This window comes from Latilactobacillus sp. VITA-14, assembly GCF_046580785.1.
GTDB classification, from domain to species: domain Bacteria; phylum Bacillota; class Bacilli; order Lactobacillales; family Lactobacillaceae; genus Latilactobacillus; species Latilactobacillus curvatus.
In genome coordinates, this window is the sequence record NZ_JBJKTM010000025.1 from 1 (window position 1) to 22043 (window position 22043).

Annotated in this window: 23 protein-coding genes; 2 read left to right on the top strand and 21 right to left on the bottom strand. The window is 41.5% G+C overall.

Annotated elements, in window-relative coordinates:
• Window positions 1-331 precede the first annotated feature (331 nt).
• The 6 genes from ACF1X7_RS08895 to ACF1X7_RS08920 form a co-directional block, all read right to left on the bottom strand.
• Window positions 332-769 carry a Fur family transcriptional regulator gene (locus ACF1X7_RS08895; RefSeq protein ID WP_035187021.1) on the bottom strand — a complete coding sequence of 146 codons (438 nt, stop codon included), beginning with the start codon at window positions 767-769 and terminating at the stop codon, window positions 332-334.
• 137 nt (window positions 770-906) lie between these two features.
• Entirely contained in the window at window positions 907-2964 is a 2058-nt protein-coding gene (locus ACF1X7_RS08900; protein ID WP_411162684.1) for an LTA synthase family protein, read from the bottom strand.
• A 217-nt stretch (window positions 2965-3181) separates the two neighbouring features.
• Window positions 3182-3415, bottom strand: a complete 234-nt coding sequence (locus tag ACF1X7_RS08905; protein ID WP_004271171.1) for a YkuJ family protein — start codon at window positions 3413-3415, stop codon at window positions 3182-3184.
• 71 nt (window positions 3416-3486) lie between these two features.
• Complete coding sequence (locus ACF1X7_RS08910) at window positions 3487-4365, bottom strand: NAD(P)-dependent oxidoreductase (RefSeq protein ID WP_039099033.1); 879 nt, start codon at window positions 4363-4365, stop codon at window positions 3487-3489.
• 12 nt (window positions 4366-4377) lie between these two features.
• Window positions 4378-5394 carry a YbhN family protein gene (locus ACF1X7_RS08915; RefSeq protein ID WP_004271175.1) on the bottom strand — a complete coding sequence of 339 codons (1017 nt, stop codon included), beginning with the start codon at window positions 5392-5394 and terminating at the stop codon, window positions 4378-4380.
• An 80-nt stretch (window positions 5395-5474) separates the two neighbouring features.
• Window positions 5475-6677 (bottom strand): glycosyltransferase family 4 protein, encoded by a 1203-nt coding sequence (locus ACF1X7_RS08920; protein ID WP_039099034.1) that lies wholly within the window; start codon window positions 6675-6677, stop codon window positions 5475-5477.
• Between the two features lie 418 nt (window positions 6678-7095).
• On the opposite strand from ACF1X7_RS08920, the gene ACF1X7_RS08925 reads away from it, so the two are divergent.
• On the top strand, window positions 7096-7524 hold the full coding sequence (locus ACF1X7_RS08925) for a hypothetical protein (RefSeq protein ID WP_004271174.1): 429 nt from the start codon (window positions 7096-7098) through the stop codon (window positions 7522-7524).
• Between the two features lies 1 nt (window position 7525).
• Window positions 7526-7684: a hypothetical protein gene (locus tag ACF1X7_RS08930; RefSeq protein WP_250800385.1), complete on the top strand. Its 159-nt coding sequence runs from the start codon at window positions 7526-7528 to the stop codon at window positions 7682-7684.
• 345 nt (window positions 7685-8029) lie between these two features.
• On the opposite strand, the gene ACF1X7_RS08935 is transcribed toward ACF1X7_RS08930, so the two are convergent.
• The 15 genes from ACF1X7_RS08935 to ACF1X7_RS09005 form a co-directional block, all read right to left on the bottom strand.
• Complete coding sequence (locus ACF1X7_RS08935; protein ID WP_004270721.1) at window positions 8030-8398, bottom strand: DUF1634 domain-containing protein; 369 nt, start codon at window positions 8396-8398, stop codon at window positions 8030-8032.
• Window positions 8398-9243: a sulfite exporter TauE/SafE family protein gene (locus ACF1X7_RS08940; protein WP_004270729.1), complete on the bottom strand. Its 846-nt coding sequence runs from the start codon at window positions 9241-9243 to the stop codon at window positions 8398-8400. Before ACF1X7_RS08940 ends, ACF1X7_RS08935 begins: the two co-directional genes overlap by 1 nt.
• 24 nt (window positions 9244-9267) lie before the next feature.
• Window positions 9268-10776, bottom strand: a complete 1509-nt coding sequence (locus tag ACF1X7_RS08945; RefSeq protein ID WP_411162685.1) for a DUF438 domain-containing protein — start codon at window positions 10774-10776, stop codon at window positions 9268-9270.
• Window positions 10769-11002 (bottom strand): DUF1858 domain-containing protein, encoded by a 234-nt coding sequence (locus ACF1X7_RS08950; RefSeq protein WP_069468370.1) that lies wholly within the window; start codon window positions 11000-11002, stop codon window positions 10769-10771. The genes ACF1X7_RS08945 and ACF1X7_RS08950 overlap by 8 nt, the downstream gene beginning before the upstream one ends.
• A 20-nt stretch (window positions 11003-11022) precedes the next feature.
• On the bottom strand, window positions 11023-11766 hold the full coding sequence (locus ACF1X7_RS08955) for a 3-oxoacyl-ACP reductase (RefSeq protein ID WP_039099037.1): 744 nt from the start codon (window positions 11764-11766) through the stop codon (window positions 11023-11025).
• Window positions 11766-11990, bottom strand: coding sequence for a DUF2829 domain-containing protein (locus tag ACF1X7_RS08960; protein WP_039099039.1), 225 nt, complete (start codon window positions 11988-11990; stop codon window positions 11766-11768). The genes ACF1X7_RS08955 and ACF1X7_RS08960 overlap by 1 nt, the downstream gene beginning before the upstream one ends.
• Window positions 11991-12141: 151 nt before the next feature.
• A complete protein-coding gene (locus ACF1X7_RS08965) occupies window positions 12142-12510 on the bottom strand; it encodes a DUF956 family protein (RefSeq protein ID WP_069468372.1) in 369 nt (122 codons plus the stop codon).
• A gap of 220 nt (window positions 12511-12730) precedes the next feature.
• A complete protein-coding gene (locus tag ACF1X7_RS08970; protein ID WP_004270733.1) occupies window positions 12731-13642 on the bottom strand; it encodes a PTS system mannose/fructose/sorbose family transporter subunit IID in 912 nt (303 codons plus the stop codon).
• A 17-nt stretch (window positions 13643-13659) separates the two neighbouring features.
• The gene (locus ACF1X7_RS08975; RefSeq protein WP_039099043.1) at window positions 13660-14466 is read right to left on the bottom strand and encodes a PTS mannose/fructose/sorbose transporter subunit IIC; all 807 of its coding nucleotides are present in this window, start codon (window positions 14464-14466) and stop codon (window positions 13660-13662) included.
• A 29-nt stretch (window positions 14467-14495) separates the two neighbouring features.
• Entirely contained in the window at window positions 14496-15476 is a 981-nt protein-coding gene (locus ACF1X7_RS08980; RefSeq protein ID WP_039099045.1) for a mannose/fructose/sorbose PTS transporter subunit IIA, read from the bottom strand.
• 335 nt (window positions 15477-15811) lie between these two features.
• Window positions 15812-17089, bottom strand: coding sequence for a dicarboxylate/amino acid:cation symporter (locus ACF1X7_RS08985; RefSeq protein ID WP_039099047.1), 1278 nt, complete (start codon window positions 17087-17089; stop codon window positions 15812-15814).
• A gap of 37 nt (window positions 17090-17126) precedes the next feature.
• Window positions 17127-17813, bottom strand: a complete 687-nt coding sequence (locus ACF1X7_RS08990; RefSeq protein WP_004270719.1) for a YjjG family noncanonical pyrimidine nucleotidase — start codon at window positions 17811-17813, stop codon at window positions 17127-17129.
• A gap of 18 nt (window positions 17814-17831) precedes the next feature.
• On the bottom strand, window positions 17832-18773 hold the full coding sequence (locus ACF1X7_RS08995; protein WP_004270727.1) for a dihydroorotate oxidase: 942 nt from the start codon (window positions 18771-18773) through the stop codon (window positions 17832-17834).
• Between the two features lie 483 nt (window positions 18774-19256).
• A complete protein-coding gene (locus ACF1X7_RS09000) occupies window positions 19257-20072 on the bottom strand; it encodes a DUF916 and DUF3324 domain-containing protein (protein ID WP_052202743.1) in 816 nt (271 codons plus the stop codon).
• Between the two features lie 87 nt (window positions 20073-20159).
• On the bottom strand, window positions 20160-21443 hold the full coding sequence (locus ACF1X7_RS09005; protein ID WP_411162686.1) for a WxL domain-containing protein: 1284 nt from the start codon (window positions 21441-21443) through the stop codon (window positions 20160-20162).
• Window positions 21444-22043 lie beyond the last annotated feature (600 nt).

A 22043-nucleotide genomic window follows, 5' to 3' on the forward strand; every position in this document is an offset into this window, starting at 1 on the left:
GTTACTTAATTTATTTGCTAGCGAAATTGACTTTGCAAATATGTTTTGTGCCCCGAAGGGCGACCCTACACATTTGGTTTGTCGAAACTTTGTTCAGTTTTCAAAGATCTACTGTGTTGAAACAGCTTAATTAATATATCATTTCTGACGAACACTGTCAAGCGTTTTTTATAAATATTTTATGAATACTTATTCAATCTCGTTTGACCCGTTATTTCGTTAGCAATGAGCTTTTCTCTCGCTGACAACATAGAATACTATACCAACATCTAAATCTATCGTCAAGTAAAATTTGCATAAAATTCATCTTTTTTTTAAATATTCAAACAACTTAGTTATTTGCAAGCTTTGCTTGGCATTCTGGACAGATACCATGCACTTCCATTCGGTGCCCAGTTACCATAAACCCCGTTAGATTCTCAGCAATCACTTCTACATCATCTAACTCCGGATAAAAAACATCAACTACTTTTCCACAGTTCTCACAAATAGCGTGATAATGCTTGGTCTGCGCAAAATCAAAATGACTGGATGCATCTCCATAAGCCATTTCTTCAATAATCCCTAATGAGGTAAACAGACGCAAGTTATTATAGATTGTCGCAACACTCATATTCGGAAAGCGCCCTGCTAGCGCCTTATAGACATCGTCTGCAGTCGGATGCATATGAGTGCCAATCATGAATTCCAAAACAGCTTGCCGCTGTGGCGTGATCCGTACGTTGTGTTCTTTGAGTTTCCGTAACGTTTGTTGCACGATGTGACTCATTTTGCCACCACCTTTCGCTAATGATAATCATTATCATATATCCTTATTGCTGTAATCGTACCTTTTTTTGACGAGACTGACAAGTATCTTTGCTCAAAAAAAGACGTTACGCGAGTCCCGTAACGTCTTTACATACTTTACTTCAATTCAGGTGCATCCGTTTCATAAAGGTCCATTGTTGACTTACCATTATTTTGCTGGATAACACTCGTTTTATTGTTACTGTCTTTCAACTTAGCTTTAGCATCTTTCACCTTGTAGCTAATCTTAGACTTATCTGGTTTTTCGAATCCTTGTGGTGTATAGAATCGAAGTAGATCGCCGGTGATTACCTTGTCAGAAAGTGACAATTCTTCCGTTACATGTTCACTGATTGCCGTTAATTGCTTCTTCTGCACTGCCGTTAAATTCGTCAGCGTCTTCCCATTAGTCGTATCGTAATAGGTGCTGCCTACCTTCGTATACTGTGGTGTGACAAAGTCCCCATTTCTAAAGACAACCGTCTGATTGCGGTTAGGCGCAAGTAAATCCGAACCAAATTGGATGGTATCGTCATTTTTTACACCTAATAGGTTCAATAAAGTTGGTAAAACGTCAATTTCACCACCATAGGTATGGTTAACGCCACCTTTTAACCCATCCATATGCACCATGAACGGTACTTTTTGGAATTGCGCATTATCAAAATCAGTAAATTTATCCTGATTCAATAACTTCGCAACAGCCTTCTTATGGTTCCCTGAAATCCCATAATGATCGCCATATAGAACGAGCATACTATTCTTATCTAAGCCAGTCTTTTGTAACCAAGCTAAGAATTCGCCAATTGATTGATCCAAATACTTAGCGGTTTGCACATAACCATCAACTGTATCATCACCAGTATCGGTCTTAGCAATTGATTGATTTTGTTTATCCAATAAGTATGGATAGTGATTTGTCACGGTGATTAATTTAGCATAGAACGGTTGTGGTAATTGTTCAATGTATTGGGCTGAGTCTTGCATGAAGATCTTATCTTTCAAGCCATAACCCACGTTGTAGCCTTTACCTTCTTTAAAGTATTGAGAACTGAAGAAGTAATCATAGCCCCATGACTTGTAGGTATTATCCCGATTCCAGAAACTTGGCACATCCCCATGGAATGAAGCGGTTGTGTAACCTTGTTGATCTAGAATTGATGGTGCTGCTTGGAAGGTATTGGTTGTCCCTTGAGTGACCATGGCGGCCCCTTCAGGTAACCCGAACAATGAGTTTTCGAGCATTAATTCAGCATCAGCCGTCTTACCTTGACCAACTTGGTTAAAGAAATTGTCGAAACTGAGGGTGTTTTGGTCGTGATATAGCTTATTGATATTTGGTGTGACTTCTTGACCGTCCCACTTATAATCAATTAAAAATTGTTGGAAACTCTCTAAATGGATAACAAAGACGTTCTTACCCTTAGCCACGCCAGTGTATTCAACATTGGGTGCAACCCGGTTGTCCTTCATATACTTCAAGACACTGCTCATACTACTACTATCAGCATTAGCCTTAATCGCATTATTCTTGGTCGTCTTCACGCCATCATAGACAGTGTATGCATTCATCCCAAGATACTTAACGATGTAGTTGTTATCGAACGTCCGGGTTAATAACCCAGAACGATCTGCTTCTGCAATCCCGAGGTTGGCACCGAATAACACAACAGCTAACCCAGTAATTGCAAATGCATTCCGCTTCATAAAGACACGGTGATCAATCTTCACTAACTTAGTAGCCAATAAGATGATTAGCAATAAAACATCAGCGAAAACTAGGAAATCAGAATATTCAATAATCCCAGCAATACTCTTGCCCAAGTTATTTGATACCGCACCAGAGCCCTTCATTAAGTTAAACGTTAAGAAGTCTGAAAATTCACGGTAATACAAAATATTCGAGAATAACCAAGTTGAGGTTATTAAATCAATAATAATCAACGTAATGTATGACTTTCGGCCATTAATAAACAAGGCAATCCCAAATAGCAATAAGGTTGTTGGAATGGGATTAATCGTCATTAAGAAGGCCTGCATGCCACCTTTGACGCCTAAGTTAAATTTTGTTTGATATGCGTAAATTGTTTTAAGCCAAAATAGCGCAACTGCGAAAAGGAAGAATCCCCATCGTGTGCTTAATCCTGATTGAATTTTATGACCAATTTGTTTCATCGATACAGTAGCCTCCGTTAAAGGTCGTTGGGCTTTAAAAGCCGTTGACAATCTGAAAGTTAGTTTACACATCCGTGAAATGAAAAGCAATATGTAACCGGATTGAATGCCAAATATTAAACCATTTTTAATAATCTGAGTCGCAACTGAGCAAGGCTATCACCTGCTTAAGTAGCAAAAAAACCATCAAGTAATTCGATACTCAATGGTTAATTAACTAGTCTGCTAATAAATCGTATAGTTCCATTGCAACTAAATCAATATTGTCAAATTGGAATTGTTGATGTGTGTTGCTGTCTTCAAGTTCAAATGCTTGAGCTTGAGGATCATAGCTAACAGTTGCTTTTAAATCGCCGTCCTTTTCAAAACGTCTTTCTTGAACCTCAGCGCTTTGATCTTCTTGCATTGCTACCAGACGTTTGATAATCGCAACTAACTGTGATGATTGCATGGCGAAGCCTCCTTTAATAACTAACTATCAGTTTATCAGAAAAAGAGCACTTCTGCACCGTTTATATCCAATTATTTTGCAGAAGGCCACCATAATTTAATTAAAGCTTGGGTGCCATCGTCGCCTAATTGTTTATCATTAACGAGCTGCGCATAGAGTTTCTTAGCTTGAAGCGTAGCTGGTAAATGGAGCCCCATCTTTTCGGATTCCGTTAATGCAATCTTTAAATCCTTTAAAAAATGTTTTGCGAAAAAGCCTGGTGTATAGTCTTGCGCTAGAATACGTGGACCATAGTTTGCAAGGCTCCAGTTCTGAGCACTCCCACCATTAACCGTGTTTAAAACCGCTTCTAGTTCTAATCCGGCTGCTTTAGCATACACTAACATCTCTGTCATTCCGGTCATTGTGCCAGCAATCATGATTTGATTGGCCATCTTTGTATGTTGGCCTGTCCCGGCAGCACCGAAGCGATGGACAGTCTTACCCATTGCTTCAAAAACGGGTAATGCCGTTTCATAGGCAGCTTGATCGCCACCGACCATAATCGTCAACGTCCCGTTTTGGGCGCCGATATCGCCACCAGAAACAGGCGCATCTAATGCTTGCAGACCTTTGTCAGCTGCTGTTTTGGCAATTCTCTGCGCCAATGTTGGCGTGCTGGTCGTCATATCCACCAAAATCTGACCAGGTTGTGCAGCACTAAAAATTCCGTCTTCACCATAATAGATGGCTTCGACATCTTGCGGATAACCGACGATTGATAACACAATCTGACTTTGCGCGACAACCGCTGCTGGTGAATCAGCCCATGTTGCACCGAGTGCCACAACTGCATCCGCTTTTTGTTTTGTCCGGTTATACACGACAACTGGATAGTCTGCCTTCAATAAATTCTTGACCATGCTACTACCCATGACACCTGTTCCAATGAAGCCAATTGTTGGTTGCATCAAAAACGCCTCCTACTTTTTATCAGTTACTCGTGGTTTAACTGCTAACGCCCCAATCCCCATGAACATCCCGAGATAGTACGTAAACAATCGCCAGAGCAACATGCCTAACACCAGTTTACTTGAACTCGGGATAAAAGTGGCAAATAACGTCTTAAAACTATATTCTGCCCCACCAGAACCGCCTGGAACTGGAAAGAGCGAGACAATCATGACAATCATGATGTGTAAGACCATCACCTCTAAATAATTAACATGCGGGATGCCAAGTGCCAATAAGACAAAGTATGGCACACTATAATAGAAAAAAAGTTGCCCAAGGGTTAAAATACAGCCCTTGATTAGTTTCTTTTTCTCGCGTTTAAGGTGTAGACTCTCCGCGTAAAAGGTATCGATTTTGGCCATTAACATTGTCCGCCATTCCGTCACCCGTTTTTGGGAGACGAACCAGCCCACCGGAATTAATAACCAGTGCACTAACTGTTTCGTAAATCGATTGTAATACATGATTAGCAACAATACGGCTAACACAACCACATGCACGATTAATCCGAAAGTAATCAAAATCGACAGCGTCCCAAAATGCTTGGAAACTTGCGAGAAACCAATCATCATACTTAATAAGAAATTCACCAGTACCATGAATTGGTAAACAATAAACTTCATCAGCAGTACTGAGCTAGCTTGCCCAGCTTCTACACGGGATTGCATCAACGCTACCAGTTGTGCCGGTTGTCCACCTGAAGAAAACGGTGTAATCGCATTGAATAGTTGTGCAATCAACGGAATCCGAAGCGCATTGTATAAAGAAAAGTGTTCTGTGCGGTCTTTTAGAAAGACGCGTAAGACAAGTGCTTCGAAAAACCACGAAATTAACATACATAATAAGGCGACCAACAGCCACCAAAGTTTCAGATGACTAATATCGATAAACAGCTGTTTCAACGCCAGCGTGCGACTTTCATAGGCAAAAATCCCACACCCAATCAACAGCATGACTGCAAAAACAATCTTATTCGTTCTACTCATAAACGACCCTTTTTCTTGTTATTAGCAACGATATGAAAAAACTGTTGATTAAATGATCAACAGTTTTCCGCCAACGCGACTTATTTTTTAGTATCTAAATCTTCTAATTCCAATAAATCATCTTGGTCTAACTTTAATTCGTCATATAATAGCTGTGATTGCTTATAGAAATGAATCATCTGTTCCGCAAAGTAATCCGCCGAAATAGCATGCAACTTCTTTCGGCGCGGTGCTGGATCATCAAATGCATGTGGATGATTCAAATAATTCGATACTTGATGGATCATTTCATCTTCGTTCGTAAATGTCGTCCCAATTGAAGGATCAGTTAATAACTCAGCCGCATATGGACTTGTCATGACGACAATCTTGAGTTCAGCGGCCATCGCTTCAATATAAGTTAATCCTTGTGATTCAGAGTCACTGGCGGAGACAAAAAGATTCGCCATATGATAATAATTTGCAACTTCATCGTTATCAACCATTCCAGTGAAAATCACGTGGTCGGTCATGTTTAACTTGGCAACCTGAGCTTCTAAATCTTCTCGAGCTGGACCTTCACCAACAATCACTAACATTAAATCTGGTGTTTGGGCGACTAGTTTGGGTAACGCATCAACTAAGATATCAATCCGTTTTTCATAAGCAACGCGACTCAATGATAAGAGCACAGGTTGTTCTAGCGTCAAGCCCAATTCGGCCCGTATGTCGCGGGTCACTTCGCGCTCAAAGCGACTAATATCGACCCCGGTCGGAATAATCCGGATGGGGGCCTTCACTTGATAGCCATTTAAGGTTTGAGAAACCCGCTCTGATGGTGCCACGATGCCTGACATGTGATATAAAAAGGCCTTTGTCATTTGCTTAACATGGTATGGCCGTAATAACTTCCCGTTTAAAACATAGTGTAAATAATCCTCGTACATCGTATGATACGTATGTAAACAAGGAATTTTTAAATTTTTAGCGACAAACTTCCCGATGTAGCCCATCGAAAATTCGGTCTGGGTATGCACGATATCGAGATCCAATTCCTTAGCCACTTGATAAGCGTGAAATAAGCCGCGCACAGCAATTCGCCGATCCGTAAATGAGACAAACGGGACACTAGCAAACCGGAAAATATTCGGTTCGACTGCATCTTTGTCAACATGTGGATCGGTCGTTGTAAATATGTAGACCGAATGCCCTTGTTTTTCTAGGGCTTCTTTTAATGTTTTAATGGAGGTTGCCACACCACTGACTTGTGGAAAGTAGGTGTCCGTAAATATTCCAATATTCAATTGGTTTCCTCCTCCTTATCTTTGGACATTTGATTTCATTATAATAATTACATCGCCTAGATGCAATCAATGTCACTAATTGTAATCTATTCATACTAGCATAAAAACCGTCTTTAGACCTAAAAAACAGCCAATTTACGTTAAAAAACGGGCACTGCACAGTTTTTGTGCGGCGCCCGTTTTTTTATTTTAGCGTAACCAATACGTAATTGAGAAGATTATTAAACACCAAATCGGTAATGCCACTAACAGGCCGTTGCGAATACCCATAAAAAATTTCATCATCCCACCTCATTTCATAAACCAATACGAACAGCTTGCTATTTAGGGTCACTGTCTACTATGATAAAGGTAAGTTTAGGCTTCATTTATTAAGAACTACCGTGCTTTTACTTAAGAATGATTAAAGGAGCAAGCGATGCAAACTTATCTCATTAAAAAACCTCAAAAACTCGAATTAACCTATGACGAAAATATCCTAACAATTCACTATCCCGGACTGTTTAAGAAGAAACAAAACCAGGATCGTGACATTCCGTTTAGCAAATTAAAATCGGTCCGCTTTTTTGAAGCGACTTATCGGCATGGTCATCTCCAAATTCTCTACCAAAAACCCAACCACGCCCTCGAAAAAATCGTCATCAGTTTCGAACCCGACGATAACCTCGCTGTGCGCAAGTTATACACAGCCTTAGCGGACTATCTCGAAAAACCAACCGTTGAAGAAGACCTCAGTTATGTTAAGACCGGTGATCTTATCATGGCTTACCTCAAAATGCGCGACGACGGCCTAATGACCAACGAAGAATTCGAAGAAAAAAAGAAAAGAATACTAGGAATGGAATAGAGTGCGCAGTAAGCCCGGTTATCTTCTACGGATTAGCTTAATCAGGCGGATTGCCGACAAAGTCGGTGATTTGACTGATGTCGCTAACCGGAAGAAGATGGCTTACGGAGCACGTTTCAAAATAGAGTACGATGACAGGCGGTTATACACTGAGGATTAGCCTAGTCTCGTGAATAAGCGACGACGTCGATTGTTTGCGGGACGTAGCTAACCGGAAGCGGATGTCTGGCGGAGCACGTTTTAAATCAGAGTGCGCAGTAAGCCCGGTTATCTCCTGAGGATTAGCTTAATCAGGCGGATTGCCGACAAAGTCGGCGATTTGACTGATGTCGCTAACCGGAAGAAGATGGCTTACGGAGCACGTTTCAGATCAGAGTGCGCAGTAAGCCCGGTTATCTTCTGCGGATTAGCTTAATTCACCACAAAAAAAAGGGCCAACGACAAACATGTTTGTCGTTGGCCCTTTTTTTAATCCTCGCGAGATACTGAGCTAATAAACCACTCTTTATTTCTTTATAAAACCAATTGCCATCCCGATGATTAAGATGACCAACACAATAACCGTAATCCAAACGTATAGGTAATCCCCTTCTTTAGCAAATGCGTAGATTGATACCACCACACGCAAGACTGGCGTTAAAATGAGGCAGAATAAGCCCAACATAATCACAGCGCCAGCCTTAAATGCAGCAATGCCACTGAAAATTTCGGTAAAGGTCGTTGGAAATTGATATTCTGAATAACCTGTACCGCCATGAATAATCGCAAGTAACATGCCAATAATGAGCAGCGTTGCTGAAACCGCCACCCCAATGCGTAAAATTTTACCGATGACGAGTTCAATTTGAGCCATCTCTGCTTTTTTATCTGTCATTAAATATGCACCCCGAATCCTTTAAGCACCATTTGTAAACCTGTGTATAACAAAATGGGGATAAAAATCATGCGAATCACACGTGGTTGTAAATACTGCATAATCCGTGAACCCACAGTGGAACCTACCAAAATTCCGATTGCTAACGGTGCAGCAACGCTGGGAATAATCGCACCGCTGAAGAAATAAACAGTGGCCGAAGCTGCTGCCGTAACCCCCATCATCAAATTACTCGTGGCACTTGATGGTTTCAATGGCATCTTCATAATCGTATCCATGGCGGTCACTTTGAATACCCCACTCCCGATACCGAGCAAGCCAGAAGCAATGCCGGCCCCGAACATCATGGCAAAGCCGCCTGGTACTTGTTCAACAGCGTAGTCGACTTGTTCTTGGTTGGCCTTATCGTAGTAAGTGCCATTTAAGTTCAACTTCTTGGCCCACTTATCTTCACCAGCGCCGACGTGTTGTTCTGCAACTTTACCACGTAATTTTTGAATCATGTTGTACGTTGAAAATAGCAAGAATGCGCCGAATAAGATGAATAAGAATCCAGTTGGTACGATGCCGGTCAATAACGCTCCGATAATCGCCCCGACGGTCGTTGCAATTTCTAGGAACATCGCCACTCGTAAGTTGAGCATATCATCTTTCAAATAGGCGATAGTTGCACCAGAACTTGTTGCAATCACGGCAATAATGCTGGCCCCAATCGCGTATTTAATATCTAAGCCAATCGCTAGCGTTAATACGGGGGTTACAATGATCCCGCCACCAATCCCTAAGATTGAACCCAACACGCCGGCTAAAACACCGACGGCAAGTAATAAAATAATTTGTTGCATCTCTTTTCTCCTCTTAATGCATTTTTATAACCGTTTTTCGCCTGTTAGTGCACGGAGTTCCGTTAAATCCTGACTGACTTCTAAACAGCCTAAGTATTGTCCCTGTGGATTACGAACCGCAAAATAGCGAATATAGACGAACATCCCGCGGAAGTTCAACCAAAAATCAGCGTTGTCTTCTCGCCCTGCATGAAAGTCCGCTAAAATTTTCTCAACCTTATCCACACTCTTTGGTGGATGGCAGTTCACAACCGCGCGCCCAATCACTGCCCGGGTTCTTGGAAAAATACGATGCTCGTTATCTGAGAACCACCGCACAATATCGTTTTGATCGACAAAGGTTAAATCAAGCGGTAGTACTTGGAGAATCGCCGTCAATTCGCTGATATTCATCGACCCAGATGGTAGAACGATTTTAGCTTGGTTATCCACGCCAATTTCGATATGGGGTTGTGGTGCTTCCCGACGTGCTTGAACCTTCGCTTTTGGTGCCGCTTCTTTTTCGTCAGCTAACATTGCCTTCACAAAATCTGGCATTTCTGGTTTTCCTTCATCTTTTTCAGCGGGGGCTTTTGGTACAGGTTGTCCGTGAATTTCAAACGGAATATTAGCCGCTGCCGCCATCGAAGTTGGTGCCGGTTCTGGTGGCGTTGTTTGGGTCGTCATTTGCGCATCCGCCAACGATTGCGCCATCGCATTCAGTTCTTGCGCAATCTTCGGCACGGTCCGCTTTTCGGCCGCCGCAATAGCTTCAGCACTTGGTTGCCATGGTAATGGGTCTGGAATTAAGGTATACCCGATTGGTTGGCTTTCAGAAGCAATTAGTCCCCAGTCAGCTGGTGTAAAGACTTCATTAACCATCGGAATCATGATTTCTTCTTCTTTGAAAATCATTTCTTGAATTTCTTTGCTCATCTTTTCAACGGCTGCTTCAATTGCATATTTATCCGGAATTGGTTCCGCAGTTACCATTTGATAGGCCGTCTTCACCAACCCCCGAATTTGATCATCCACACCCCACATCACTTTGGGTGGTGCAGTAATTCCATATTGATCCATCAACGGAAAAATTAAGTTTTCTTTCCGTAAATAGTGGCGGTCGATCAACTGTAAATCTTTTAACGCTTGTTGCATCCGCACGAGATAATTTTGATCAGTCCCTGACTGCTGCCATTTCTTCAAACATGGCAGTAATTCATCATTTAAGAGCGAGTTCATGACCAAATTTTCTAATTTCATCACAGCGACTGGGTGTCCTGGCTGTTCTTGTTCCGGCGTTTCAGCCCCATTTGAATTAATCGCCCCCTTGAAAACCGCAGCATGGACATTACACAAATGTTGAATCTCCATCGGGTTCAAGCCACTGGCAATCAATTCCCGTTCAGCAGACGTAATTTCAGACACATCAACCCCAGAGAAGGACTCATCAAAAATCCGCTTAGCCTCTTCAAACGAGCCACCTTCATGCAGCATTTTTAAGATCTCCACGATTCGTTTTTGGCGGTACGCACTGCTATACTGTTGCTCAGTCATCAGCTAACACCTCGAATCCTTGTGCTTCTAGACTAGCGATAATCGTCGTCAAAGGAATTTGCTTCATCTTAGCTCCTTTAGGCAATGTCATAAAACGCCCCGCAGTATTCAAAAGCGCTGGGTTCGTGACCCCATCAAGCCCGATTTCAACAAGCACCGACACCACTTCAGGATAGGCCGTTACCAATTCATAAACGGTTTGACTTAATTTAATTTGTTTTGCCATCATAATCTCCTTAGTCAGCGTTATTTTTCAATCCAGCCACCATCAATTGGAACGACGGTGCCATGAATGTAATCCGCAACATCACTCGCCAAGTAAACACTTAAGCTCGCAACTTCAGTTGGTTGTGCCCAACGCCCCGCTGGTGTCTGACGGGCAACTTCTTGTGCCATCTCACCAGTCCCCGCAAAATCGGCTGCGTTCATCGGCGTCTCAATCGCACCTGGGGCGATACAGTTGGCGCGAATCCCCTTAGTGGCGTAATCATAATCAAGCTGCTTTGTATAGCCAATGATGGCGTGTTTCGATGCCGTATAAGCCGCACCACCGCCACCAGCAACTAGCCCAGCAATCGAAGCCATATTAACGAATACCCCACGCTTTTGCGCAACCATTGTTGGCAAGATCGCATTTGTTACAAGATATTGACTTTTTAAATTCGTTGCCATAATTCGATCCCAATCCGCACTACTGGTATCAAGCGTTGGTGCGTAAGCATCCAACACGCCTGCCGTGTTGCAGACCACATCGATTGGGCCATATTCTGCCAGCAAAGTCGCTAATGTCATTGTTAATTGCGTTTCATCACAAACATCAACCTGCGCTGTGATGCACCGACTATCAACAGGGACTTCAATCGGCTGGCGATCAAGTGCTAACACCAATGCCCCCTCTGCTAAAAAAGCGGCCACTTGAGCGCGCCCAATTCCCGATGCCGCCCCGGTAATTAAAATGGTTTTAGTCGCTAAATCTGCAAAATGCCCCATTAGTCGACCAATTGCCAATCATCAGCCAATACATCACACGATGTTGGTTGGAACATTGAGTATGCTGGTGTTTCGGTTGTTTTAATTAATAGGTAGGGACTAATTGCTTGCCCCTCGAATGTCCCATCGGCCACTTGGAAAATAAATAATTCTGGACCATCCCAGCCAGTCCGTACCACTTTTTTGCCAGCCTTAATTGCATTAATCGCTTCATCAAATCCCATGATCATTACCTCATTTAACTTAATTTTTTAAAATGTTGAACAATCAACCTTATATGATATTCTAGCACGCCACTCAAATCGGTACCAATTAAAATCACAGGCAATTCGATTCAAAAAAGGTGTGACCAATATTGGTCACACCTTCCTGAAGTTAATTTGATTTGCGTTTAAACACACGCTTAATCACATCCCAGACCCCTAGTGATTGAACTAAGCGTTCTGCGGGCACATACTCGCGAATGGCGCGGAGCACTTTTTGGGGTTCCTTTGAAGCAAAAGTATACGTCCCATTTTTCTTTGTTTGGATAGCATAGCGGGGAATCCACTTGCCTTTGAACATGACTGATGCAATCACATAGTCAACTTCTTCCCATGGAATTTGAATAAATTGTCGTGCGTCACGATCATTGAAAAATTCAAACCCTCTATCCCCGATCATGATTTGTCCATAATCAGAGAGTGCTGTAAACGACGTGGCTTTAATCACTAAGTCCACCTTTGTATTAATCGATTGAACCATAATATCGACTCCATTTCCAAAAACTTACTTTCATTATACGCTTTTATAAAAAGGAGGGGCTAGGACAAATTGACTTTGTCCTAGCCCCTCCTTTGTTTTCTAAACGTGCTTCAGTAGGCATATTCCTGCGGTTAACCAAATTTGCCAAATCACCGACTTTGTTGGTAATTCGCCTGATTAGGCTAATCCTCAGAAGATACCCAGCTTATTGCGCACTCTTTTACATTAAGTGTAATAGATGGAAGACAATTCCGACTACGAATAAGCCAAGAATAATCACGATTGGTGAGACTTTCTTCTTAAGTAACCACATACAGAATAATGTTAATCCTAATGCAGCTAACCCAGGAATCAAGCTGTCCAAGTTGTCTTGCAACGTTGTCACTTTATTGCTTGTCAATGACAAACCTTGAGCCTGTTGTTGTAAGGCTGATTGAATGCCCTTAGCACCGCTAGGTAATTTATCCCAGTCGATGAATGCGCCTTTGTCCAACTTAACAGATGAAACAACTGGCGTAAACTTGACAGATACCCAACGGTTAACCAACGAACCTAAGATGAACATCCCAAGGATTGAAGCACCCTTTGTGATGTCTTGCAAAATACCACCAGATAAATCTTCTGTAATCTTTGAACCAGCACGGTAGCCGAATTCTTGTGTATACCACATGAATGACATCCGGATAGCATTCCAAGCGATAAAGTAAATGATTGGGCCAAGAATGTTACCACTCATAGCAAGTGAAGCAGCCAAAGCACCGATGATTGGTTTAACAGTGAACCAGAATACGGGATCGCCGATACCAGCCAAAGGTCCCATCATCCCAACTTTAACCCCTTGAATTGTAACATCATCAATTGGTGCACCATTAGCACGTTCTTCTTCAAGTGCCAAAGTTACCCCGATGATTGGTGAAGCAACATAAGGATGAGTATTAAAGAATTCCATGTGACGAACTAAAGCAGCTGCCCGGTCTTCTTTTGTTTTGTATAATTTCTTAATTGCTGGGATTAATGAGTAAGCCCAACCACCATTTTGCATACGTTCGTAGTTCCAAGAACCTTGAAGGAAAGTTGAACGTAGCCAAACAGAAATACGATCTTTACGCGTTAATTTTAATTGTTCTGCCATAATTGTTAGCCTCCTTCTTAGTAGTTGTCGATAATATCGCCAAGTGGGTCACCAGTATTTGAACCGCCGCCATTACCTGAGCCGCCTTGTTTTGAAAGGGCTAAGTATAATAGGGCAAGTGAAACACCGATTGCACCAAGGCCGATAAGTGTCAATTGTGAGATAGTAGCAAGTACGAAACCAATTGCGAAGAATGGCCATACTTCTTTAGTTGCCATCATGTTGATAACCATTGCGTAACCAACGGCAACGACCATCCCACCACCGATTGCTAAACCGTCTGTTAACCAGATTGGCATTGCTGTCAACATTTCTTTAACAGGGCCAGCACCGATTGCTAAGATTAAGCCTGCAGGAATAGCGATTCGTAAACCTTGCATGATAATAGCGATATATTGCCACATTTCGATCTTACGGAAGTTACCTTCTTTAGCAGCAGCATCCATGATGTGCACGATACCAGTTGCTAATGTCCGTACGATGATTGTTAATAATAACCCGGCTACGGCAAGAGGAACAGCGATAGCGATAGCTGATGTAACGCCGGCTTTTCCTTGGCCACCAAGTACTAAAATAATTGCAGATGCGATTGATGCCAAAGCAGCATCGGGTGCAACAGCGGCACCAACGTTAGCCCAACCTAAGGCGATCATTTGTAATGTCCCACCTAAGATAAGACAAGGTAGTAATTGACCGGTTACAAGACCGATTAGTGTACAAGCAATAACTGGCTGATGGAAATGGAATTGATCTAAGATACCTTCCATACCAGCTAGAAATGCGATAAAAATGACCAAAATCACTTGAATGAAATTCAAATCCATGATTATTAATCCTCCAATTTCTTCTGATGTTATTTGTTATTTTGTTTGTCTAGTTCTGCTTGTGCTTTTTTAAGGATACTATCCATATTACCGTTTGAGTCACTTGGCACTTTACGAACATCGAACTTGATGCCCTTAGCTTTTAGTTTTTCAAAGGTATCAATATCATCTTGGTCAAAAGCCAAAACAGTATTTGGTTGCACTTTACCAGTTGAGTGCGCCATTGAACCAACGTTAATTGTTTCTAATGGAACGCCACCTTCAACTGCTCTAAGTGCATCTTGTGGTGATTCAAATAATAACAAAGCACGTTCCTTACCAAAGTGTTGGTCATCTTTTGCCAATTTAATCATTTGATCAACTGGCACGACGTGTGCTTTGATGCCACTAGGAGCAGCTTGTTTAATTAAGTTTGTCCGTAATTCATCTTTAGCAACGTTATCTGAAACAACGATAATCCGTGTTGGGTTAGTTGTCTTCGACCATGTCGTTGCAACTTGACCATGTAATAAACGTGAATCAATTCGTGCCAAGACATATTTGAACTTACCAGGTGTACCTGAGTTTGAAGTCGTTTGTGCGGCTTCTGCCTTAGGTGCTTCTTCTGGTTGTAGTTCTTCAGGTTTAACCCGTACCCCTGCTTTAGCTTCATCAATGATATGTGCTGCGATTTCATGAGCAGATGTCATAGATAAACGAGATGCGTAAGCTTCAATCAACATTGGTAAGTTTAATCCTGTAACGATTGCCCACTTATCTTTATGTGCTTCGAACAACCCATTAGCTTGATTAAATGGTGAACCTCCCCAAAGATCAACTAAGAATAAGACGTCATCATCTGCATCAAACGTTGCAACGGCAGCTTCTAAATGCGCTTTCAAATCATCTGGTCCTTCATTTGGCATAAAAGTAACAGCTTGTACTTTTTCTTGTTCGCCAAAAATCATTGAGCCAGATTGCATGATTCCTTTAGCAAACTCCCCGTGACTTGCAATAACGATTCCAACCATTCACAAAAACCTCCTTAATAAAAATAGTTGTCATACTCATCAATAAAACGCTATCAATTAATATAAAAAAATAATGGCTTAAACATTATTGACTGAGTTAACAGTTCCACGTTTTTATTTTTTAAAACGCTTTACTGAATTAATTTTACCACAAAATTCTAATCTGTCTAATCATTTTTAGATTATCTGCGAAATTGGTCTAGATAATCGACAAAAAAGCGCTAAAAGTCGCATTACTTAAGCTTTTATAATTAGATACCGCTAATGTTTGCGGTGTGCTAAAATCGTTTTTTATACAAAAAAGACCTTAAATCGATTGATTTAAGGTCTTTTCTTTATTTAAGTTCATTGCCACTCATATATTGTTGATATTTTTGTTCATCAAATTCGTTCTCTGACTTGGCAATAATGACTGCTGCTAATGAGTTTCCCATTACGTTAACGGCAGTTCGTCCCATATCCACAATCCGATCAATCCCCGCAATGAAGGCGACACCAGCAGCCGGAACGCCGATTGTGGTGATTGTTGCTAATAAGACAACGAATGAAGCACCAGGGACCCCAGCCATCCCTTTAGAGGTAATCATCAAGACCACCAATAGCGTAATTTGTTGGGTGAGGCTTAAATGAATGTGATAGGCTTGCGCCAAAAACAGCGCCGCTAGCGATTGGTAGATTGCCGAACCGTCCAAGTTAAATGAATAACCCGTCGGGATGACAAAAGAAGCAATCCCTTGACTAACACCGTAATTTTGCACTTTTTCCATTACTTTGGGTAACGCTGCTTCTGAACTCGCCGTTGAAAAGGCTAGCACCAATTCTTCTTTGAAAACTTTCAAGATTTCAAAGATATTGATGTGCCAAATCCGCGCGACCAACCCAGCCACAACAACCACGAAAAATGCCATCGTTGCGTAACAAACGATGATGAAATAGAGCAATGGTTTCAAAGCTTCAAATCCGAATTGGGCAATTGTAACCCCGATTAATGCAAACACCCCGATTGGTGCTAACTGCATAATCCAGTTTGTCATCTTGAACATAACCTCTGAAATCATTTCAAAAGCATCGATGAGCGGGGTTGCCTTTTTACCAAAGGTCGCCAACCCTAAACCGAACATGACCGTAAAGAAGATGACTGGAATCATTTCACCAGACCCCAAGGCCGCAAAGAAATTCGTTGGCACGATATCCATGATGATATCACCCAAGCCATGATTTCCAGCGGTCTTAGCGGCTGCTGTGTACTGACTAATTGAGCCATGTGCCAAACTATGAATGTCAATCAGCGCTCCTGGTTTAGCAATATTGCCGACAGCTAATCCGAGAATAATTGCGAAGGTCGTCATCACTTCGAAATACAATAACGTCTTACCACCAATTCGGCCAAGTTTTTTGATATCACCCATCTTGGCAATCCCAACGACCAAACAGGAAACAACAATTGGTAACACAATCATCTTAATTAAATTGATGAACAAGGTTCCAATTGATTGTAAGATTGAGATAGCGGTTTGATTATGGTAGAAAAACCGACCAACCACTAACCCTAGGCCGATTCCAATTAAGATTCGCCAACCTAGGCTAATTCTAAAATATCGTTGCTTTTTCATGTTTTATCCACTCCTCTTGAATGCCGCAAATCGGCTTTTAAATTGCCAATAAGTCCATTAAGTGTTCAATTTCGTGTGTTGGCTGTATGTCTGTCATTTGATTTGCTAGCTGGTTCGGGTTATACCACGCTGTGGCGACACCCACGTTCTGCCCACCTTGCACATCTGAAGTAAGTGAATCACCGACAATCAAAGCTTCTGCTTGTGAGATCCCCTCTAATTGTTGGAAGACACTTTGGAAATACCGTGGATCTGGTTTTTGATATCCCAACTCTTCCGAAACAAAAACGGCATCGAAATATGTGATTAATCCTGAATCTTGTAACCGCCGATATTGCGTGTTGGCAACCCCGTTGGTTGTGACATATAGCTTAATGTTAGCTGCTTTTAACGCCTTTAACAGAGCTTCTGCTTGTGGCATTAAATCATGGCCTAATGCCAAGTTGTCTAAATAATTTTGGGACAATCTTGGTCCATCAACTTCCTGATTAAACTGTTCTTTAAAGAAGGTTGCAAAGCGTGTGTTCAATAATATTTCCCGGGTTAACGTACCTTCTTCATACTGCCGCCACAAGTTTTGATTAAAGGTCTGATAAGTTGTCTTAATTGTTGGGGTCAATTGAACCCCTTGATCTTTGAATAATTGGGCCAAAGCTTGATCTTCATCCGCATCAAAATCGAATAAAGTATTGTCCATGTCAAAAAATAAATAACGATACTGCATTGTAAATCCTCATTTCAACTAATCTAAATATTGTAATTTGCCTCTAAAGTCAGACAGTTTAGTATAACCTTTTTGAGCCATGCTTGTCTGTAATTCGCGCGTTAAACGTTCAAAAATAATGGGGCCTTCTTTTTGAAGCGCTGTCCCAACTTGGACCATGCTAGCCCCACATAAAATATGTTCAAATGCATCTTGACCAGATTTAATCCCACCAGTCCCAATAATTTGAATGGCTGGATTCAAACGCTGATAGAAGGCATGGACATTCGCTAAGGCGGTTGGTTTGATATAATCGCCACCGATGCCACCGAAACCATGCTTAGGTTTAATCACAACCCGTTCAGTTGCCACATCAATTTTCAAGCCATTTCCAATGCTATTCACCGAATTGACAAACGCTAATGGAAATTGATTCAAAATCGCCGCCATCTGATCAAAATGCACGATATCAAAGTACGGCGGTAATTTAACGCCTAATGGACCGTGATAAACCGTAAAAACTCGCGTTAGAATTCGTTCCACCATTTCAAAATCATAGCCCGTTTGCGGCTTCCCCGGTACGTTCGGACAAGATAAGTTCAATTCCACCACACCTTTAAAATCAGAAGCACTAATCTGTGCCAACAGTTGCTCGTCTTCTTCAATATTAAATCCCGTAATCGATTGAAAGTATGTCTTGTCTGGCACTGCCTTTTGCTGTTGACTCACATAGTCTAAATAATAAGGTAGGCCTTCATTCGGCAAGCCCATTGAATTGATACTGCCTAAACGCGTTGGTTGATAACGTGGTTCTGGATTTCCAGAGCGGGGCATAACGGTGGCACTCTTGGTCACGAAAGTCCCTGCCATTGAAGCCTGCACTTGATTTAACTCAGCAGCATCATAACAATAAACCCCCGCCGCGTTCATGAAACAGTTATCAAAGTGGTACCCAGCTAGTGTCGTTTCAGTCGAAATCAATATTCTTGCCTCATCTCTAATTTGTTTTTAATTTATTATACGTGAAATGGCATCAAAAAACCACTGTTTATGAATATCATTCGTAAATAACGTGATATAAAATCCATTCCCTCTTTTTTAAACCTAATTAACCGAACAACTAATAACGCAGCACATATAAAAATCCCTTGGTAGTGAATAGAGATAATACTTCCATCTATTCATTATCAAGGGATTATTTTCGAATCCATTCTAATCGATGACGCGCTCAGGATTGGGACTTCATTGAATCAGGCTTTTTTCGCTTGTCGTTTTAGAAAAATAATATACCCAACTAAGAGCACCAGGAATATGCCACCGCATGATATACCACCAGTTAATGGTTGTTTTTTGTAAATCAACGGCTTGGTCATTAGCTTGATGGGCTTTTTGCTCTGTAATATTAAACCGACTCGTAAAATACCACTAACCGCCCGACTTATCAGTGGCGGTTAGCTTAAGCATTTATTTGCCCGGCTTCAGCGCTTCATTATCCCAGTTGATGGCGTACTCAAAGTTCGAATTCGGTGCCATCGCAATGTCTGATTTGACTGTCCGGTGAAGCACTTGATCAGAGCCTAACTTGGTAACCACCGCATCAACTTTCAAGCCTCTGATCATAACAGCCTTTGTATTCTGTAAATTAGCCGTAATTGCTGTCCGATAGTTAACGAGCCCCGCTTTGATGTGATTCAGTTTCAGATTTGGCGCAATAATGGCATCACTTTCGGTCACTTTCAGACCGATTACATAAGCGAATTGGTTACGCAATGTCACGCGATTCTTTTGCTTTTTAACGGTAGGCTGCCCTTCACGAACAATATTAAAACCACCTAATAAAGTACAATGGAACTTCTTAGCAGGCATTTTAATTTTGAAAATGGCGTCCTTGCTACTGTGAGCCGGCACCGTTACTTTTTTATCCCCCGTAATCAGTGAGGCAATATTAGCAGGCGCCGTTTCATCCGCTTTTTTCTTTGACTGGCTATAATCAACGACCCCGTTTTGATTAGTCACCGCCGTATTCGGACTGATGTTAAAGATATGCGCTTGGTTATCCTTATTTTGCACCGTGATACTAATCGTCTCTTCCTGATTAGGTGCCAGCCTTAAATCAAAATACGTTACACTTTGATTGTTTTGACTGCTGGGTAAATTCGCTTTAACTTGGTAATTCATACTCTGATCAGCCGCTTGGACGGTCGTTGTATTCAACCACAACGCGATGCCGCCCATTAAGATGACGACGCTGATTCTTTGTAAAATATGCATCCATTTCATTTTTGAAGTCCCTCTCTTTAATCACTTTGCACATCGATTAAAATTTAGTCCGTTGCAGTAACGACTTAACACTTGCCTCTTTCAAATTTAGCGGCTGCTGCCAGCTAATTGAAGCGGTGTATCCCCAAGTGTCCAGGTCAAATCAGCATTATAGCTGCCAGCATAAGCGCCACCAGCGATATCCAGTGTAATGCCGTCAGTTGTCATCACATCTGCCCATGTTCCCATCCCTTTATCTTTATCAGCACTCATCAAGATTTGCGCATTATCCAACTCATCAGCAGGAACAGTAATCGCTTTGGCTGTTGGTGCAGCAGTATTCGTTGAATCACTAGCGACTACTTTACCGACTGGAAAATTAATCTGTGCGCCTTTTAAGATATGCGTTGAATCCGTTGAATCCGTTGTGTCTTTAAATTCTGAACTTTTAACGGTAATATTCCAGCCAGCGCCAGTTCCCCGTTTATCGGTGACTTGTACGTTAGGATCTTTAACGATATTCTTAACGTTTTGCGCGCCACCAGTCAGTTTCACCTTACCAAAATCAAGTGGTATTAAATTATCAATCGTGATATCCCCTGTTGCGCCAGTTGGTCCGTTTCCGTTTCCATCTGTCCCTGGCACAATTAGTGGGTTAGTCGTTGTTGTGTCCCCTGCTTCTAGTGCAATTTTTCTCGTAGTTGTTTCATTCGATGTTGTCGCAGCCTGTACACTTGGTGCCATCACGATATGGCCTAATGTTACTAATGATAAATAATCACCATTTTGCGGTTTTTGAAGTTGTAGATGGTTTAGCGCGTACAAGCGACTTGGTAAACGCTGATATGCACTATCTTGTCCTGGAAAATTATAAGCAACATGGCCTCTATCTGGGCCATCATTGGGTAGCAAACCGTCAAAATCATTGCCATTATGGTACGTATCGAATTCAACGGCAAATGACTTGGCGATTGCTGAGTTATCTTTTACCCAAGAAAATGGATTCCGCCAAACACCAAGGGCGACACCGGTCACTTGCTGCCAATTCTTAACCTTGTCTGGGTCATTCATCATTGCAAAGGCCATCCCGTCAACCGATTGCGCTTTTTTGTCCCCTAAATTGACATACATTAAACTTGTAAAATTATGTGTCAAATCAATCTTATACTGCTCTTCCGACCAAATTGCCCCCTTCTTGTTCTGGCTATCTGGTGTCACTTGCACAATTCCACCTGCTTGAACGGAACTATCTACCCCAATGGAGGGTTTAAAGATGCCATCGATTGGAATATGGGCGGGTATCGCTGCTTGAGTACGACCACTATTGATACAGATAAACGTCAATAACATGGTCAGCATTGTTGCACCCAGCGCTAATTTTCTTCTATCCATCGTCTACCTCCATATGATTTTTCTATTTTTCCATTCATCACTACACCTTTGGTACGGTCTAGTTATCAATTGGGATATCAAAGATTCAATCAATTAATCACCAATTGGACTTAATGTTTTTTCATTCTGATAAGCTATTAAATTGTGTACAAGTTGTTTTAAAACGAATCTGTTAAATCTTTTAAAGAGATAATCCCTATCTATGATTACGCAACATGTGTAAACTTCTTTAATGCCGATATTTGTATTCGGTTCCATGTCATCAAAATGGTCGCGCTGGAGCTTCATTTTATCCGCAATTTTCATCATCTAATTTTAATCTTTTTATAATTAACATTGGTAGAATATTTTCACAACAATGCCTATATATCAGTATTTGTACCCATGAACATCCCTTTAAACATTAAATTTCAGGCATGCAAAAAAGCCCCCAGAGATGATTAAATGAAATGCATTTGGTAGATTGTAAAATTAATCCGAACGCTGTTCGGACAAAAAAGATCAGCTTCCTTTAAAATGGTGTTTACCACAAACCCATCTTTTAGGAGCTGATCTTTTGTCTAGTATAACCTATTCCGAACGAATTAAAATCGAAACCTT

Excerpts from the sequence above, each read along its gene's own strand:
- ACF1X7_RS08895 (WP_035187021.1), bottom strand. The coding sequence starts at position 769 with ATGAGTCACATCGTGCAACAAACGTTACGGAAACTCAAAGAACACAAC.
- ACF1X7_RS08990 (WP_004270719.1), bottom strand. The coding sequence starts at position 17,813 with ATGCAGTATCGTTATTTATTTTTTGACATGGACAATACTTTATTCGAT.
- ACF1X7_RS09005 (WP_411162686.1), bottom strand. The coding sequence starts at position 21,443 with ATGGATAGAAGAAAATTAGCGCTGGGTGCAACAATGCTGACCATGTTA.
- ACF1X7_RS08985 (WP_039099047.1), bottom strand. The coding sequence starts at position 17,089 with ATGAAAAAGCAACGATATTTTAGAATTAGCCTAGGTTGGCGAATCTTA.
- ACF1X7_RS08960 (WP_039099039.1), bottom strand. The coding sequence starts at position 11,990 with ATGGGATTTGATGAAGCGATTAATGCAATTAAGGCTGGCAAAAAAGTG.
- ACF1X7_RS08910 (WP_039099033.1), bottom strand. The coding sequence starts at position 4,365 with ATGCAACCAACAATTGGCTTCATTGGAACAGGTGTCATGGGTAGTAGC.
- ACF1X7_RS08975 (WP_039099043.1), bottom strand. The coding sequence starts at position 14,466 with ATGGATTTGAATTTCATTCAAGTGATTTTGGTCATTTTTATCGCATTT.
- ACF1X7_RS09000 (WP_052202743.1), bottom strand. The coding sequence starts at position 20,072 with ATGAAATGGATGCATATTTTACAAAGAATCAGCGTCGTCATCTTAATG.
- ACF1X7_RS08980 (WP_039099045.1), bottom strand. The coding sequence starts at position 15,476 with ATGGTTGGAATCGTTATTGCAAGTCACGGGGAGTTTGCTAAAGGAATC.
- ACF1X7_RS08905 (WP_004271171.1), bottom strand. The coding sequence starts at position 3,415 with ATGCAATCATCACAGTTAGTTGCGATTATCAAACGTCTGGTAGCAATG.
- ACF1X7_RS08965 (WP_069468372.1), bottom strand. The coding sequence starts at position 12,510 with ATGGTTCAATCGATTAATACAAAGGTGGACTTAGTGATTAAAGCCACG.
- ACF1X7_RS08945 (WP_411162685.1), bottom strand. The coding sequence starts at position 10,776 with ATGACTGAGCAACAGTATAGCAGTGCGTACCGCCAAAAACGAATCGTG.
- ACF1X7_RS08925 (WP_004271174.1), top strand. The coding sequence starts at position 7,096 with ATGCAAACTTATCTCATTAAAAAACCTCAAAAACTCGAATTAACCTAT.
- ACF1X7_RS08915 (WP_004271175.1), bottom strand. The coding sequence starts at position 5,394 with ATGAGTAGAACGAATAAGATTGTTTTTGCAGTCATGCTGTTGATTGGG.
- ACF1X7_RS08950 (WP_069468370.1), bottom strand. The coding sequence starts at position 11,002 with ATGGCAAAACAAATTAAATTAAGTCAAACCGTTTATGAATTGGTAACG.
- ACF1X7_RS08935 (WP_004270721.1), bottom strand. The coding sequence starts at position 8,398 with ATGACAGATAAAAAAGCAGAGATGGCTCAAATTGAACTCGTCATCGGT.
- ACF1X7_RS08970 (WP_004270733.1), bottom strand. The coding sequence starts at position 13,642 with ATGGCAGAACAATTAAAATTAACGCGTAAAGATCGTATTTCTGTTTGG.
- ACF1X7_RS08940 (WP_004270729.1), bottom strand. The coding sequence starts at position 9,243 with ATGCAACAAATTATTTTATTACTTGCCGTCGGTGTTTTAGCCGGCGTG.
- ACF1X7_RS08955 (WP_039099037.1), bottom strand. The coding sequence starts at position 11,766 with ATGGGGCATTTTGCAGATTTAGCGACTAAAACCATTTTAATTACCGGG.
- ACF1X7_RS08900 (WP_411162684.1), bottom strand. The coding sequence starts at position 2,964 with ATGAAACAAATTGGTCATAAAATTCAATCAGGATTAAGCACACGATGG.